Origin of the sequence: Xanthomonas cassavae CFBP 4642 (genome assembly GCF_000454545.1) — a bacterium.
Taxonomy (GTDB): Bacteria; Pseudomonadota; Gammaproteobacteria; order Xanthomonadales; family Xanthomonadaceae; genus Xanthomonas; species Xanthomonas cassavae.
On the sequence record NZ_CM002139.1, the window covers coordinates 4,190,153 to 4,205,254 of the forward strand.

At 65.7% G+C, this 15,102-nt stretch carries 14 protein-coding genes and 1 pseudogene; 6 read left to right on the forward strand and 9 right to left on the reverse strand.

Annotated features, from left to right (window positions below):
• The first annotated feature begins 60 nt into the window (after window positions 1-60).
• Entirely contained in the window at window positions 61-642 is a 582-nt protein-coding gene (locus XCSCFBP4642_RS0118490) for a hypothetical protein (protein ID WP_029221079.1), read from the forward strand.
• A gap of 10 nt (window positions 643-652) precedes the next feature.
• Window positions 653-937 (forward strand): DUF4031 domain-containing protein, encoded by a 285-nt coding sequence (locus XCSCFBP4642_RS0118495; RefSeq protein ID WP_016900892.1) that lies wholly within the window; start codon window positions 653-655, stop codon window positions 935-937.
• 674 nt (window positions 938-1,611) lie between these two features.
• On the opposite strand, the gene XCSCFBP4642_RS0118500 is transcribed toward XCSCFBP4642_RS0118495, so the two are convergent.
• On the reverse strand, window positions 1,612-2,160 hold the full coding sequence (locus tag XCSCFBP4642_RS0118500) for a DUF6630 family protein (protein WP_029221080.1): 549 nt from the start codon (window positions 2,158-2,160) through the stop codon (window positions 1,612-1,614).
• A 164-nt stretch (window positions 2,161-2,324) separates the two neighbouring features.
• On the opposite strand from XCSCFBP4642_RS0118500, the gene XCSCFBP4642_RS0118505 reads away from it, so the two are divergent.
• Window positions 2,325-2,591, forward strand: a complete 267-nt coding sequence (locus tag XCSCFBP4642_RS0118505) for a DUF3297 family protein (RefSeq protein ID WP_029221081.1) — start codon at window positions 2,325-2,327, stop codon at window positions 2,589-2,591.
• A gap of 191 nt (window positions 2,592-2,782) precedes the next feature.
• Here the strand turns inward: XCSCFBP4642_RS0118505 and XCSCFBP4642_RS0118510 are convergent, their stop codons facing one another.
• The 4 genes from XCSCFBP4642_RS0118510 to XCSCFBP4642_RS25270 all read right to left on the reverse strand — a co-directional run bounded on the left by XCSCFBP4642_RS0118510 (window position 2,783) and on the right by XCSCFBP4642_RS25270 (window position 7,408).
• Window positions 2,783-3,544 (reverse strand): ABC transporter permease, encoded by a 762-nt coding sequence (locus tag XCSCFBP4642_RS0118510; protein ID WP_029221082.1) that lies wholly within the window; start codon window positions 3,542-3,544, stop codon window positions 2,783-2,785.
• On the reverse strand, window positions 3,541-4,485 hold the full coding sequence (locus XCSCFBP4642_RS0118515) for an ABC transporter ATP-binding protein (protein ID WP_029221083.1): 945 nt from the start codon (window positions 4,483-4,485) through the stop codon (window positions 3,541-3,543). Before XCSCFBP4642_RS0118515 ends, XCSCFBP4642_RS0118510 begins: the two co-directional genes overlap by 4 nt.
• Before the next feature lie 290 nt (window positions 4,486-4,775).
• Window positions 4,776-6,413, reverse strand: a complete 1,638-nt coding sequence (locus tag XCSCFBP4642_RS0118520; protein WP_029221084.1) for a Na+/H+ antiporter — start codon at window positions 6,411-6,413, stop codon at window positions 4,776-4,778.
• A gap of 656 nt (window positions 6,414-7,069) precedes the next feature.
• Window positions 7,070-7,408, reverse strand: a complete 339-nt coding sequence (locus XCSCFBP4642_RS25270; RefSeq protein WP_228325684.1) for a hypothetical protein — start codon at window positions 7,406-7,408, stop codon at window positions 7,070-7,072.
• Window positions 7,409-7,827: 419 nt separating this feature from the next.
• Here XCSCFBP4642_RS25270 and XCSCFBP4642_RS0118530 point away from each other — a divergent pair, with 419 nt between their 5' ends.
• The gene (locus tag XCSCFBP4642_RS0118530) at window positions 7,828-8,385 is read left to right on the forward strand and encodes a fasciclin domain-containing protein (RefSeq protein ID WP_029221085.1); all 558 of its coding nucleotides are present in this window, start codon (window positions 7,828-7,830) and stop codon (window positions 8,383-8,385) included.
• Window positions 8,386-8,752: 367 nt separating this feature from the next.
• Here the strand turns inward: XCSCFBP4642_RS0118530 and XCSCFBP4642_RS0118540 are convergent, their stop codons facing one another.
• From XCSCFBP4642_RS0118540 to XCSCFBP4642_RS30400, 4 genes are all read right to left on the reverse strand, one after another.
• Window positions 8,753-10,198, reverse strand: coding sequence for a UdgX family uracil-DNA binding protein (locus tag XCSCFBP4642_RS0118540; RefSeq protein WP_029221086.1), 1,446 nt, complete (start codon window positions 10,196-10,198; stop codon window positions 8,753-8,755).
• 530 nt (window positions 10,199-10,728) lie between these two features.
• Window positions 10,729-11,973, reverse strand: a complete 1,245-nt coding sequence (locus XCSCFBP4642_RS0118545; protein WP_029221087.1) for a putative DNA modification/repair radical SAM protein — start codon at window positions 11,971-11,973, stop codon at window positions 10,729-10,731.
• A 113-nt stretch (window positions 11,974-12,086) separates the two neighbouring features.
• Window positions 12,087-12,893: a dioxygenase family protein gene (locus tag XCSCFBP4642_RS0118550; protein WP_029221088.1), complete on the reverse strand. Its 807-nt coding sequence runs from the start codon at window positions 12,891-12,893 to the stop codon at window positions 12,087-12,089.
• Between the two features lie 27 nt (window positions 12,894-12,920).
• Window positions 12,921-13,055, reverse strand: coding sequence for a hypothetical protein (locus XCSCFBP4642_RS30400; RefSeq protein WP_266104013.1), 135 nt, complete (start codon window positions 13,053-13,055; stop codon window positions 12,921-12,923).
• Between the two features lie 122 nt (window positions 13,056-13,177).
• On the opposite strand from XCSCFBP4642_RS30400, the pseudogene XCSCFBP4642_RS25275 reads away from it, so the two are divergent.
• Both XCSCFBP4642_RS25275 and XCSCFBP4642_RS0118580 read left to right on the forward strand, forming a co-directional pair.
• Window positions 13,178-14,059: pseudogene (locus tag XCSCFBP4642_RS25275) on the forward strand (LysR family transcriptional regulator).
• Window positions 14,060-14,185: 126 nt separating this feature from the next.
• A complete protein-coding gene (locus XCSCFBP4642_RS0118580; protein ID WP_029221091.1) occupies window positions 14,186-14,755 on the forward strand; it encodes a flavodoxin family protein in 570 nt (189 codons plus the stop codon).
• Window positions 14,756-15,102: the final 347 nt, after the last annotated feature.

A 15,102-nucleotide genomic window follows, 5' to 3' on the forward strand; every position in this document is an offset into this window, starting at 1 on the left:
TCATCGCATCGTGCGGCGTACGCTCTAGAATGGCCGGCCATTCCCAGCGTCGAGAGCACCGTGTCCCGCACTTCCAAGGCCAAGCGCGACAAGCGCAAGAAGCAGCAGCCCAAGCGCCCCTTCGCCCGTCTGGGCCAGGCGCCCCAGGTCACCAACCATGCCGTGCTGCAGGACGCCGAAGGGCGCGTGGTGGCCGCCATCGGCCTGCAGGGCGGCAGCGAGTGGATGCTGTCGGTCGGCGGCCAGACCATGGGCAGCGCCGACAACCCGGTGCCGATGCTGGCCATGCTCAAGCACCTGGCCAACCTGCAGGAAGCCGAAGGCAAGACCATCTCGCTGGACTATTCGACCCAGCTGCAGCAGATGATCGACGACCTGGCCGCCGACGAAGGCCAGACCGCCGAGGAATACTTGACCACGCTGGTGTCCGAGTTCGAGAACAGCAGTGCTGAAGGCGACGACGGCGAAGCCGAAGACGCAGACGCCGAGGCAAGCGATGCCCAGGCAGATGCCGACGCGGACACCGATGCCGATGCTGATGCCACCGCCGAAGACGCCGCTGCCGAGACCGCAGGCGACGCGTCGCAGGACGACGCCGACGACGCAACCGACGGCGGCAAGAAGAAGGGCAAGAAGGCCTAAGGGCCTGCCCGTGGCCGTCTACGTCGACGATGCGGTGCATCCGTGGCGCGAGCAGCGCTGGGCGCACCTGCTCGGCGATACGCTGGACGAGCTGCATGCAATGGCGGCGCGGCTGGGCATTCCCCGCCGCGCCTTCCAGAACAAACTCAGCGGCGCGCACTACGATGTGTCCGCAACGCTACGCGCCGAAGCGATCGCACTCGGTGCCATTGCGATCTCCCGCCACACCGACCGTGCCTTGCTCAAGGCCTTGATCGCCAACGCGCGTGCACAGGCGCGCGGCGAGGTGCCTTGAGGCGGGGATTGGGAAATCGGGATTGGGGAGTCGTAACGGCGATGGCCGCAACCTGATTGGCGGCACGCCGTTGTAGGAGCGCGCCTGAGCGCGAGGAGCCCTCCCGGCAACGCCCGTCGCGCGCAGGCACGCTCCTACGTCGCAATCGCTGGGCCGTGGAAGCCTCCTGGTAAAGAGGCCTGCAACTTCACGACCGGCGGCATCCCCTCCGCACCATAACGGCACGCCGTTGTAGGAGCGCGCCTGAGCGCAAGGAGCCCTCCCGGTAACGCCCGTCGCGCGCAGGCACGCTCCTACGTCGCAATCGCTGGGCCGTGGAAGCCTCCTGGTAAAGAGGCCTGCAACTTCACGACCGGCGGCATCCCCTCCGCACCATAACGGCACGCCGTTGTAGGAGCGCGCCTGAGCGCAAGGAGCCCTCCCGGTAACGCCCGTCGCGCGCAGGCACGCTCCTACGTGGTAATCGCTGGGCCGTGGACCATGCCTGCGCGGCAGACCTTAGTGGCCACCAGGCGCTTGGCATGCTGCTTCGGCAGCACGCACCACTGCGGCTCGACACAACCACACCCACACATCGTTCCTGCGAATCCCGAATCCCGAATCCCGAATCCCGAATCCCGAATCCCGAATCCCGAATCCCGAATCCCCAATCCCCAATCCCCAATCCCGGCCCCTCAGAACGCTTCATTCCCCAGCCGCACTTCCACCCCCAACAGCGAGGTCAGCGCCAGCATGGCGTCGTCGTCGCGGCTGAGCGCAATCCAGCCGGCATAGGCGTCGCCGCCGGTATTCCAGTTCCACAGCGAATAGCCGTGCTCGCGCAGGCGGTCGAAGGCCACGGCCATCAGGTCGGGCACGTCGAGGTTACCGGCGAAGTCTTCGTCGTCCAAGTCGCCGCCCCAGTCGATGCGCAGGTTCCAGCGCGCGCTGAGCTCGTCGATGGCGGCGATGAACGAATCGGTGTCCTTCCAGTCGACATAGAAGCCCGAGCGCCAGTCGATCACGTCCTTCAGCGTCCACAGCCAGGCGTCATCGCCGTCGTCGTCTGCGTCGGCCTGCGCCTCGCGCCAGGTATCGAACTGACCCAAGGCGGTGTCTTCGTCGCCCGGGTTGATCAGCACCAGCAGGTTCCAGACCCGCGCCGGATGGTCGTCGACATCGTCTTCGTCGCCTTCGGGCTGCAGGCCTTCGTCGTCTTCGTAATCGGCACTGTTGTCGGGCATGGCGGTCTCGCTCAAGGATTGCAGGTGCGAAGTGTGAGGCCTGGCGCCGCGCAAGCAAACCGGCCGCCGCATGCATCTGCGATGGCGGGGCTGGTCTTCCCGGCACAGGCCCGTATCCTGTGCGGCCGAAGACCACCATCCCGGCCGGTCATGACGCCTTTCCCATGAGCGATACCCCTCCCGATCACCTGGCCATCGACCCACGCAGCCCGTTCCACGATGCCGACGCCCTCAACCGCGGCATCGGCGTGCGCTTCAACGGTGTCGAACGCGACAACGTGGAGGAATACTCGATGAGCGAAGGCTGGATCAAGGTGCAGGTCGGCAAGGCCCGCGACCGCCGAGGCAACCCGATGACGATGAAGGTCAAGGGCGAGGTCGTCGCGTATTACCTGGATACCAAGACCGACGCGGCGCCTGCTACCGAATAAGAACAGCGGCATGCGCACGGTAGCGAGCAATCACAGGATCGACCATGCAGCATAAAAACCGCTCCGCGGCTGCGGTGGCGACGACCGCACCGCCCACGCACGCGCCTGGCGTTGTGCGGCCCATCAAGCGCTGCCCTGCGATCGCGCTGCGCAATGCACCACGGTGCCGGCATGCCGGCACCGTGGTGCACTCACGCCTTGAGGCGATAGCCGCTGCGGAAGATCGCCGCCACCACGCCCAGGCACACCAGCAGGAACAGGAACGTCATGCCGGTACTCACCGCGATGTGCACGTCGGCCTTGCCGTAGAAGCTCCAGCGGAACCCGCTGATCAGGTACACCACCGGATTGAACAGGGTGACCTTCTGCCACAGCGGCGGCAGCATGTTGATCGAATAGAAGCTGCCACCCAGGAAGGTCAGCGGCGTCACCACCATCAGCGGAATCACCTGCAGTTTCTCGAAGCCATCGGCCCAGATGCCGATAATGAAACCGAACAGGCTGAAGGTCAGCGCGGTGAGCACCAGAAAGCCCAGCATCCACACCGGGTGGGCGATCTCGTATGGCACGAACAGCCGCGCGGTGAGCAGGATCAACAGCCCCAGCATCACCGACTTGGTGGCTGCTGCACCCACGTAACCGAGCACGATTTCCCACCATGCCACCGGCGCGGACAGCACCTCGTAAATCGTGCCGGCCCAGCGCGGCATGTAGATGCCGAATGAGGCATTGGAGATGCTCTCGTTGAGCAGCGACAACATCACCAGGCCGGGGATGATGAAGGCGCCGTAGCTGATGCCGTCGATATCGCCCATGCGCGAGCCGATCGCCGCACCGAACACCACGAAGTACAACGAGGTCGACAACACCGGCGAGGCGATCGACTGGGTCAGCGTGCGGAAGGCGCGCGCCATTTCGAAACGGTAGATCGCGGCAATCGCATGCAGGTTCATGCGCGCGCCTCCGCGTTGCGTGCGCCATGCACGAGATTGACGAAGATCTCTTCCAGCGAACTCTCGCTGGAATGCAGGTCCTTGAAGTCGATGCCGTGCTCGTTGAGCCGGCGCAGCAATGCACCGATGCCGGTCTGCTCGGCCTGCGTATCGAAGGTATAGATCAGGCTGTTGCCATCGGCCGATAGCTCCAGCGGCAGGTCCGCCAGCGTGGCGGGCACTACCTGCAGCGGCGATTGCAGGCTCAGCGTCAGCTGCTTCTTGCCGAGCTTGCGCATCAGGGTGTGCTTGTCTTCCACCAGCACCAGCTCGCCGCGGTTGATGACACCGACGCGGTCGGCCATGTCTTCGGCCTCTTCGATGTAATGGGTGGTCAGGATGATGGTGGTGCCCTGCTCGCGCAGCCGGCGCACCATCTGCCACATGTCATGGCGCAGCTCCACGTCCACCCCGGCGGTGGGCTCGTCCAGGAACAGGATGCGCGGCTCGTGCGCCAGCGCCTTGGCGATCAACACCCGCCGCTTCATACCACCAGAGAGCGTGGAGATCTTGTTGTTGCGTTTGTCCCACAGCGACAGCTCGCGCAGGATGGTTTCCAGGTACTGCGGGTTGGCCGGCTTTCCGAACAGGCCGCGGCTGAAGCGCACGGTGGCCCACACCGTTTCGAATGCATCGGTGGCCAGCTCCTGCGGCACCAGCCCGATGCTGGCGCGCGCGGCGCGGTAGTCGCGCACGATGTCGTGGCCGTCGGCCAGGACAGTGCCGGTGCTGAGGTTGATCAGCCCGCAGACGATGCTGATCAGCGTGGTCTTGCCGGCGCCGTTGGGACCGAGCAGCGCGAAGATCTCGCCGCGCCGGATCTGAAGATCCACCTGCTTGAGCGCCTGGAAACCGCCGGCGTAGGTCTTGCTCACTCCCTGGATGGAAACGATGGGCGTCATGGGCTGTGCACGGCAACGATGAGCGCCACAGGGTAGGCCGCGCGCCGTGATGATGGGAGGGGGTCTGGTGGGATGGTGTCTCCCGACCCGTGGTTTGCCTGGTGACTGGTGCAAACGCACAAGACCCGCAGGTTGCGCATTGCATCCGCTCAAGGGCTGCACTGCTGACATCCTTGTGGCCGGACGTGTATCGGGACCGCCCGGTCGCGCCCGGGGGCGCTCCTACGACCGCCGTGGTCATTGCCCGGGCTGTTACGATTCCCTATTCTCGAATCCCGATTCCCGCGCGCTCAAGCGCGCTTGCGCGACTCGATCAGATCCAGATTGCGCACCAGCCGCCGCGACAGGTCGTCGGAAATCTCGCGCCGTCGGGCCAGCTTGAACAACTCGTTGCGTTCGGCCACCAGGGCCGCGTGGCGGAACTGGCGCAATGCCTGTTCGTAAGCGCCGGCTTCTTCCGGATCGGTCTCGGCCATGTCGACCGCGCCCAGCTTGCGCTGATAGCGCTGGCTGACCTGGTTGGCGGCGGCGTTGTAGCGCTCGGCATGCGCACTGTCTTCCACCAGCCGCTGGCGCAGCTTTTCCACCGCCTCCAACGCGGCCTGCGAGGCCGCCTTCACCGCGAGGTCTTCCTTCTGCTGCTCGTCTTCCTCTTCCGGCAATTCCAGCCCGCGCAACAGCCGCGGCAAGGCCACGCTGGCCACCAGCAACGACACCAGGATCACCGAGGCAGCCAGGAAGATCGCCAGCTGGCGGGCCGGAAACAGCGAGCCATCGTTCAACACCAAGGGCAGCGTCAACACGCCGGCCAGGGTGATCGCCCCGCGCACGCCGGCCAGCGACACCGCCACCACGATCCGCCACGGCGGGCTCACGTGCGCCTCGCCGCGCCGCTGTGCCTTGAAGAGGTTCCAGCGCAGCGACAGGAACACCCACACGAAGCGCAGCGCCATGAGGCTGGCGCTGATGGTGGCCACGTAGACCGCCAGCCACCACGGATTGAGGTGCCCGGCCTCCTGCACGCTGCGCACCGCGCCATCCAGGATGCCTGGCAACTGCTCGCCCAGCAGCACGAAGATGATGCCGTTGAAGGTGAACTGCACCGTGTCCCAGACGGCCGAACGCTGCAGGCGCATGTTGCCCGGCGCGTTGCCGGCCATTTCTACGTAGCTCATGGTGATGCCGGCGGCCACCGCGGCCAGGATGCCGGAGGCATGGAAGGCTTCGGCCAACAGGTAGGCTGCAAACGGGGTGAGCAGGTTGACCAGGATCGCCGAGCCGGGCTCTTCGCCGAAATGCCGCCAGATCCAGGCCTGGATGCGGCTCAGGCCGAAGGTGGTGGCCACGCCCAGCGCCAGCCCGGCCAGCGCCACCCACAGGAAGGTCAGCGAAGCGGTCGCCACCGAAAAGGTGCCGGTCAGCACGGCGGCCACCGCGAACTGGAAGCACACCAGGCCCGAGGCATCGTTGAGCAGCGACTCGCCTTCCAGGATGTGCATCAGGCGCTTGGGAATCGGCACCTTGGAGGCGATCGAGGACACCGCCACCGGATCGGTGGGCGAAATGATCGCCGCCAGCGCAAACGCCACCGCCAGTGGCATCGCCGGGATCAACCAGTGGATCAGGACGCCGGCGCCCACCACGGTGAAGATGACCAGACCCAGCGCCAATTCCAGGATCGCTGCCTTGTCGCGGAACAGGCCCTGCTTGGGAATGCGCCAGCCATCCAGGAACAGCAGCGGCGGCAGGAACAACAGGAAGAACAGTTCCGGTTCCAGCTCGTGCCCTGCATCGAACACGCCGGAGACCACCGCGCCCAGCGCGATCTGAACCAACGGCAATGGCAGCGAGAACGGCAGGATGCGGATCAGGTAACCGCTGGCCGCGACCGCCAGCAACATGGCGAGGACGACATCGATCGAATGCATGCAAAACCCGGAAGATAAAGATGGCAGCGCGCCACATCGTCCATGGCGACGCCAGGCAACGCACCTACGGGAACATACCGGTTTGCAACCGGTGATGAAACCATCGTTGCCGCACGCGCTGCGCCTGGGGCTGCATTGCAAGTGGGCACCGGGGCGTCATCTGCATGCCGTCGCTGGCATCGGATCCTGTGGCTTTGAGTGGGCGCCACTGGACACTGGCCTGATTACACGCGCGCCCTGGGTCTTGCGGTCTCATGCACGCGTCACCTTCGTCGCATCTCTTCGGCGACGCTGGCGTGAGCAGCCACATCCAGCGCGGTTGCACGGCCTGATCTAGCGATTGGATCGCCGTGCGGCGCAGGCCGCCATGTCTGACTGCACCCGGCGCTATCGCGCAGCGTGGTCTCGACGGTCCGCCTGGCCACACTGCTGCGCGCGACCCAGCATGATTGACCGATCACTGTGCGATGGACCTGCTTCAGCGCAGCACCTGCTCAAGGGGGCACGCGCTTGCTGCCGGGCCCGGTACGCCGAGCACGCGCGTGACCGGCCGTGTGCGCAGACAGGATCACCATCACCAGCAGCCACAGGTAACTCACGCACGCCAGCGCCGACCGGCAACAGCACCGCCGACGCAAGACACGTGCATGGCGGGATCAGGTGTGCCGTGCAGGCGTGTGCCTGCTCTGCTTCGCAGGCAGCGCAGCCTGCACACGGACCACAAAGGTGGTCTCGTGCACGACCAGCCTGGACTCGTAATGCCCCACCGTGACCTTGACCGTCCTGACCTTCTTCGCAAAGGCGAACGGCCACTGCGCCTTGCTCATCTCCTGCCCGACCTTGCGGCCATCGACGTCCTCCACCAGCGCGATATGCACCCGATAGCTGCCTGAGCCGACATTCTCCGACTCGTTCGCATCGACCATGCCTATATGGGCCTTTGAAAACGCCAGCGTCGACGGCCCGGCATTGGTGAAGTCGGCGCTGTCGTCCAAGCCCAGATTCCTGTAGCTGTACGTCAGTATCACCGCCTGCTAGGCATCCAGGCGCCGCCACCTTCTCACGCAGCCTGACGTTGGCAATGCGCACCGAATCGACAGTGAATTCCCATTCCCCGCAACCCGCCATTGCCGGTGCGGCCGATAGCTTGCAGCGGCGGGCGCCTGCGCAGCAGCCGCAAGCTCCGGCGATACCATCGCGGCCCGCGCAATAAGGCCCATGTGAATAACCGTGGTGCCTTCCACCTGCACGCACGTTGGCGAAGGCTGTTTTTGATGCCCTGCCATGGCCGTAGCGAGCCCAGGCAGGAATTCCGATAATGTAAAAATCGCGTGATGCATCCGGGCGGCATCTTGCGGCGTATCAGGGTCTACGGTCGCCAGCCGGTGCGCGCTTACCAAAGGATCGCTGCCTCATGAAGACCTCATTGAAGTCGCTTGCCATTGCCGCCGCCATTGCCCTCACCACCGCAACGGCGCCGGCGTACGCCGCCTCCAACCCGATGGTGGGCGGTGCGCCGATGCTGGCCACCAAGGACATCGTCGACAACGCGGCCAACTCCAAGGATCACACCACCCTGGTCGCAGCGGTCAAGGCGGCCGGCCTGGTCGAGACCCTGAAAGGTCCTGGCCCGTTCACCGTCTTCGCCCCCACCAACGCGGCCTTCGCCGCATTGCCTGCCGGCACCGTCGATACGCTGTTGAAGCCCGAATCCAAGCCCACCCTGACCAAGGTGCTCACCTATCACGTGGTGCCCGGCAAGGTGGATGCGGCCTCGCTGATCGCCAAGATCAAGGCCGGCGGCGGCAGCGCCATGCTGACCACCGTACAGGGTGAATCGCTCACCGCAAAGCTCAACGGCAATAAAGTCACCCTCACCGACGCCAAAGGCAATACCGCCACCGTCACCACTGCCGATGTCATGCAGAGCAATGGCGTGATCCACGTGGTCGACAAGGTCTTGATGCCGTAAGCGCTGCATGCAGTCGGCCGGTTGGTACGAGCGGCCAGTCACGCAGTGCAGCCTTCGAGCAACATGTCATGCAGGGGCGCCCCGGCCCGCGCGATGCGCCATTGGGATGCCTTACTGCATGCCGTGATGCCCCTGCGCCTTCGCGGCAACTGCGGTGCGCGCGTCCTTGCACTGCGCAAGGCCCGCCATCGCAGCCTGCACCATCGCCGCAACGCGGCAGTGACGGAACGCGCGGCATGCCACGCGCTCCCTTGGTGTCAATCGAGCAGCGACACCGTGCGCGTGCACATGCACGCGCATTTTTTTCCAGGCGCTGTTGCTTTTCCCAGGCGTTTCCGAGATGTCTCCAGGTGTTGCTGGGGCCCGTCTAGGCATTGTTGGCGCCACGCGGTGGCGCTGCGCCGGGCACCGAAAGCAGTTGACGCAGATCCTCCACAAAGCCGCGATACCCCTCTTCCCGCGCCGACTCCGATCCCTGCCGCAGCACCCAGGACGGATGCACCGTGGCCAGCACCGGTGTGCCGTCGTCCAGGCGTTGCCACTGCCCGCGCTCCTGCATCAGCCGAAACCTGCTGCCCAGCACTGCCTGTGCTGCGGTGGCGCCCAGACACACGATCTGCGCGGGACGCAATTGGGCGCGCTCGGCCTGCAACCAACCGCTGCAGGCCTGCACATGCGTGCGCTCGGGATTGCGATGCAGGCGGCGCTTGCCGCGTTGCTCGAAGCGGAAGTGCTTGACCGCATTGGTGACGTAGAACGTCCTGCGATCCACGCCCAACTCGCCCAGGGCCATCGTGAACAAGCGCCCAGCCGGCCCGACAAAGGGACGCCCGCTCAGATCCTCTTCGTCGCCGGGCTGCTCGCCGATCACCATCACCGCTGCATCCTCCGGCCCTTCGCCGAAGACGGTCTGGGTAGCCGGCTGCCACAACGGGCAGCGCCGGCAATCGCGCGCCGCCGCGCGCAACTGCGCGATGCTCTGCGTCGCTTCGACGGCAGCGGGTACCGGCGCCACCGGCACGCGGCGGCGTACCGGCTCGGGCGCGCGCTCGGCCATCTCGCGCACGCGCACCCCGGCCTCGCGGATCAGCTCCGGCAGCAAGGCTGCTTCAGGCAGGTTCTTCCAGTATTTTTGCGGCATTTCCTGCCGCATCATGGTGGGATTGAGCCGCGCCGGATTGAAGATGTGCGCATAGTAGGTGCGCCACAGGGCCTCCTGCGCGTCGTCGGCCGGCACCTGCGTACGCACGGCTCCCTCGCCGAACGCCAGGGCCTGGCCATCCCAGCGCACGCTGCGATACGGAGTGAGGATCGCCCAGCGCATGCCGGCGAAGCGCCGTGCGAAGAACGGGGCAACGCGGTCCACGATGTGATGTTCCGGCTCGAACCAGGCCACGAAGTCTTCTTCTTCGCCCGGCAGCCGGCGAAAGCGCACGAACGCCTTCATCTTGTGGGAATCGCGTTGCACCGACTTCTGCCATTGCCGCAAGCGATGCACGTCCACATCGGTGGCGCGCTCCAGCAGCGCTTTCTCGCCCGAGGCAATCCGCCACAACAATCGATACAACACCGCATGCCGCTGCGGATCGCGATGGCACAGCACCGATGCGGCCAGCTGCATGAAATCAGCCGATACCCGCGGCGGCGCGGCTACCACCGGCGATTCCAACAGCCCCTGGCCCATCAGCACCCCCCCCTGCGCGCCCCCATTCCACGCCACATGGTCAGGCTCCACCTGCGCACACCACCCCGCCCGCGCCAACGCACGCCACGCCTCGAAACTCCACGCAGGTTCCACCTCAGCGCTGAACATCGACACCACACTCCTACAAAGACGAAACCACCACCGCCACTGCCGTCTTACGACTGCTAGTGCCACTACTGAAGGAATTCCTACGACTGTTCCCATGGGGGCTTCTACCGCCCCACCCTGCTTCCGGCAACTCCAGCAAGCAAAATTCGCGGCTATTGCTATTGCTATTGCTATTGCTATTGCCGTTGCCGTTGCCGTTGCCGTTGCCGTTGATCCTGCTTCACCCTATCGCCTTAGAGCGAGCCGAGCACCGCAGTCATGCGCGGCCGAAGAGGCGCCCTTGTCTGAGCGAAGCGAGTTTGGGCGCCGTGCCGCGCATGGCGAGGAGCGCAGGGGACCGGTGCGGCTGTATCGCACCGGATCGCGTCGGCGACAACGGTTTTGGTGACTTTTGCCAAGACAAAAGTCACTCGCGCCGCAGGCGCGAAAGCCTTGCACTTGCTGTGCCTTGCACTTGCCGTGCTCCGCACCCACTCCCGTCAACCGCAGCAACCATCACACGCACATCACGCACTCATCCTGCCCACACCTCAATCAAACAACCCCGCCTGCCGAGGCGCCGGCGCCAGCTGCGCCCGTAACCGCACCGGATCATCCAGGCGTTGCCGCGGATGATGATCCAGCACGCTCACGAACGGCAGCAGCTTCTTCATCGGCACCCGCAACCGCGCCAGATCGCCCACGCGCAGGCGCGCATGCCGGCGCGACAACAGCAGCCGCTCCACATTGCGCGTGCCCAGGCCCGGCACCCGCAGCAACATCTCGCGCGGCGCCACATTCAGATCCACCGGAAAGCGTTCGGGATTGCGCAACGCCCAGGCCAGCTTCGGATCCACGTCCAGATCCAGCATGCCGCTGGACTGCGCCGGCGCGATCTCTTCCACGCTGAACTCGTAGAACCGCAGCAACCAGTCGGCCTGGTACAACCGATGCTCGCGCTGCAGCGGCGGCGCCTGCAGCGGCAGCTTGGAGGAGGCATCCGGGATCGGGCTGAAGGCGGAGTAATACACCCGGCGCATGCGGTAATTGCCGTAGAGATTGTGGCTGGTGTCCAGGATGCTGCGGTCGTTGGCATCGTCGGCGCCGACGATCATCTGCGTGCTTTGCCCGGCCGGCGCAAACCGCGGCGGCTTGGCGCGGCGCACGGTTTCGGCCTTGCGCTCGAGCTGGTTCTCCTCGATGCGCCAGCGCAGCTCGCCCATGGCCGAGCGGATGCCGCCCACGCTTTTTTCCGGCGCCAGTTGCGTCAGGCCCTGCTCGGTGGGCAGTTCCACATTGATGCTCAGGCGGTCCGCATAGCGGCCGGCCGCGGCCAGCAGGTCCGGCGCGGCATCGGGAATGGTCTTGAGATGGATGTAGCCGGCGAAGTGATGCTCTTCGCGCAACTGCCGCGCCACGTCCACCAGCTGTTCCATGGTGTAGTCGGAGTTGCGGATGATGCCGCTGGACAGGAACAGGCCTTCGATGTAATTGCGCTTGTAGAAATCCAGCGTCAGCGTGACCACCTCTTCCGGCGTGAAGCGCGCGCGGCGCACATTGCTGGACACGCGGTTGACGCAATAGGCGCAGTCGAACACGCAAAAATTGGTCAGCAGGATCTTCAACAACGACACGCAACGGCCATCGGGCGTATACGAGTGACAGATGCCCATGCCCTCGGTACTGCCGATACCGCCGGTTCCCAGCGAATTGCGCTTGTTGGCGCCACTGGAGGCGCAGGACGCGTCGTATTTGGCAGCGTCGGCGAGGACGGCGAGCTTGTCGAGGATTTTCACGCGGGCAGCATGCAACCTGGGCGTCTCAGCCTATGAGACTGCAACGCAGCTGATCGTGAATGCTTCAGAACATGCGGATGCAGCTGCCACGGCTGCACCGGATGCCTGCCGGCTCAGGCGGCCAGCGCGGTGTCGCCGTCGAAGCGGTAGAGGTCCATGGCCAGAAAGCCCTGGTCGATGCCGGCATCGATGCGCTGCGCGCCGAGTTGATCGCTCCCGGCGGCGCCCATCGCCAAATACAGCGGCAGCAGGTGCTCGTCGCTGGGATGCGCCCGCTCGGCATACGGTGCCTGGCGACGGTAGTCGAGCAATGCCGGGATGTCGTCGTCCAGCAGCTTGCGCTCGGTCCAGTCGATGAAGGCCCGCACATACGGCGCTTCACGCTCGGCGCTGTAGCCGTGGCGGAAATCGTGCAGGTTGTGGGTGATGCTGCCGGAGCCGATCACCAACACCCCCTCCTCGCGCAACGGCGCCAGCGCGCGCCCCAGCGCGAACTGATGGGCCGGGCCGAGTTCTGGCTGGATCGACAGCGATACCACCGGAATATTCGCCGCCGGATACAGCAGTCGCAACGGCACCCACACGCCATGGTCGAAACCCCGCTCCGGATCCAGCTGCGGCTGCAGCCCGGCCTGCTCCAGCCGCCGCGCAATCTGCTGCGCCATTGCTGGCTCGCCAGGTGCCGGATAGCTCAGCTCATACAGCGGCGCAGGGAAGCCGCCGAAGTCATGGATGGTGCCGGGCCGCGACGCGCCGCTGACCAGTGGGCGGCGCCCCAGCCAGTGCGCACTGGCCACGACGATGGCGCGTGGCCGCGGCAGCAGCTGACGCAGTTCCGTCAGACGCTGCCCCACCTGCCCCGGCTGCAGGGCAGTCATCGGCGATCCGTGCGAGATGTACAGCGATGGCAGGCGGTGCATGTAAGGCTCCTTGAAAAGTGGCAGGGTTCAGCGCGCCGGCTTCAGCGCCAACGCGCCATCGCCCAACAATGCCTGCACGGTCAGCAACAGGGCCCCCAGACTGATGCGCAGCGGCGCAGCGCCGTGGGCAGCAGTACCGGGCAGGACACGAGAAGTGGACATGACGGGCGCTCCGTTGAGGACCGCTCCAGCGTATTACTTACAAGTCTCCGATCAATGCTTTTAATTCGGATAATTTGTTGCAACGAAGGCAACAATCAGACGTCCATGGATACCCTGATGCGATGCGTGTTTTTACCGCCGTGGCCGAGCGCAGCGGCTTCAGCGCCGCCGCCGAGGCGCTGGATCGCTCCACGGCCAGCGTCACCCGGCAGGTCGCCGCCCTTGAACAACGGCTGGGCACCCGCCTGCTCAACCGCACCACGCGCCGGGTTAGCCTCACCAGCGCCGGCACCGCCTACTACAGCGCTGCCTGCAGTTGCTCGCCGACCTGGACGACCTGGAAGCCACCACTGGCGCACAGGCGCTGGAGCCGTCCGGAGTGCTGCGGGTCAATGCGCCGGTGAGCTACGGGATCGAGCGCCTGGGCGTGTTGCTACCCGGCTTCGCACCCGTTATCCACAGGTGGAACTGGACCTGTCGCTGTCCGACCGCCTGGTCGACATGGTCGAAGAAGGTTTCGATGTCGCCATCCGCATCGTTCGCCAGCCGGCGCCGATGCTGATCGCGCGGCAACTAGGCAGGGCCAGGGTGCTGGCGTGCGCGGCGCCGGCCTGTCTGGCACGCGCCGGGACCCCGACGCACCCGTCCGACCTGGCCGGCCACGAGCGCCTGCGCTCCCACTACTCGCCAAGCGGCGACGAGGTGCGCTTCCAGGGGCCCGAGGGCGATGTCGATGTGCGTCTGCAGGGCCGCCTGCGCGCCAACAACGGCCATGTCCTCAATGCGGTGGCGCTGGCCGGCCAGGGCATCGTGCTGCAACCGGACTTCCTGGCCGATGCGCACCTGGCCAGTGGCCGATGGTGCGCATCCTGCCTGAATACGAACTTGGCTTTATCAGGATCTTCGCCGTGTACACCAGCCGCAGCCACCTGGCGCCGAAGGTGCGCAGCTTTATCGACTACCCGATCGAGTACCTGGCCGAGCCGGCGCCCGACCCGCACTGACACGCCGCCTGCCGTCATGCGGGCGCACCGCCAAACTGGCCGCGGTACAGTTCGTTCCGTGCGTGGTCATTCATCTGTCGCCGTCGGTGTGCCCACAATCCGGCTCCCCGATCAGCAGGAGCACCCATGAGCAAGATCGCCATCGTGTATTTCAGCGGCTACGGCCACACCGTCAAGCAGGCCGAGGCGGTGCACGCAGGGGCGGCCAGCGCTGGCGAGGCCACGCTGTATCGCATCGACCAGGACGGCACCCTGCCCGCCGAGACATGGGATGCGCTGGCGGCCGCGGACGCCATCATCTACGGCAGCCCCACCTACATGGGCGGCCCGGCATGGCAGTTCAAGAAGTTTGCCGACGACAGCTCCAAACCGTGGTTTGCGCAGGCATGGAAGGACAAGGTCGCCGCCGGCTTTACCAACTCCGCCTCGGCGAACGGCGACAAGTACGCCACCATCCAGTACCTGTGGACCCTGTCGCAGCAGCACGGGCAGGTCTGGGTCGGCACCGGCCTGCCGCCGTCCAACACCAAGGCGCACGGGCCGCAGGATGTGAACTGGACCGGTGGCTGGGGCGGCGCACTGGCCATTTCGCCATCGGACGCCTCGCCGGACGAGGCGCCGCGCGCAGGCGATCTGGAAACCGCCCGGCTGTTCGGCAAGCGCGTTGCCGAATTCGCCAACAAGCTCAGCGGCTAAGCCAGCGGCAGCTGCGCGCGTGTACCTGCTTTGGCGCAGGCGGATGCACGCAGGTGGTGCTCAGTGTCGGGTTGCATGGGTGGGACAGGCGCGTGAGTGCTTGTGGGTGCGGTGAGTAGATGACCTTGCATGGCGCCTGCAGCGCACGGGCGATCGGCTGGTGCGATTCACACCACGTGTGGCTGCGGTTGATGAGGCGGTTGGCTTCGACGATTGCTGTCGGCCAACGACCTTTGAACCTTTGAACCTTTGAACCTTGCGATCGACCCGGCCTTGTCCTGAGCGCCGCTTGCAGCGTCGTCCTTACTGCCCACGCACGGCGATGCGGTAAGGGCTGCAGCATTCTT

Excerpts from the sequence above, each read along its gene's own strand:
- XCSCFBP4642_RS0118530 (WP_029221085.1), top strand. The coding sequence starts at position 7,828 with ATGAAGACCTCATTGAAGTCGCTTGCCATTGCCGCCGCCATTGCCCTC.
- XCSCFBP4642_RS30400 (WP_266104013.1), bottom strand. The coding sequence starts at position 13,055 with ATGTCCACTTCTCGTGTCCTGCCCGGTACTGCTGCCCACGGCGCTGCG.
- XCSCFBP4642_RS0118580 (WP_029221091.1), top strand. The coding sequence starts at position 14,186 with ATGAGCAAGATCGCCATCGTGTATTTCAGCGGCTACGGCCACACCGTC.
- XCSCFBP4642_RS0118540 (WP_029221086.1), bottom strand. The coding sequence starts at position 10,198 with ATGTTCAGCGCTGAGGTGGAACCTGCGTGGAGTTTCGAGGCGTGGCGT.
- XCSCFBP4642_RS0118510 (WP_029221082.1), bottom strand. The coding sequence starts at position 3,544 with ATGAACCTGCATGCGATTGCCGCGATCTACCGTTTCGAAATGGCGCGC.
- XCSCFBP4642_RS0118550 (WP_029221088.1), bottom strand. The coding sequence starts at position 12,893 with ATGCACCGCCTGCCATCGCTGTACATCTCGCACGGATCGCCGATGACT.
- XCSCFBP4642_RS0118505 (WP_029221081.1), top strand. The coding sequence starts at position 2,325 with ATGAGCGATACCCCTCCCGATCACCTGGCCATCGACCCACGCAGCCCG.
- XCSCFBP4642_RS0118515 (WP_029221083.1), bottom strand. The coding sequence starts at position 4,485 with ATGACGCCCATCGTTTCCATCCAGGGAGTGAGCAAGACCTACGCCGGC.
- XCSCFBP4642_RS0118500 (WP_029221080.1), bottom strand. The coding sequence starts at position 2,160 with ATGCCCGACAACAGTGCCGATTACGAAGACGACGAAGGCCTGCAGCCC.
- XCSCFBP4642_RS0118520 (WP_029221084.1), bottom strand. The coding sequence starts at position 6,413 with ATGCATTCGATCGATGTCGTCCTCGCCATGTTGCTGGCGGTCGCGGCC.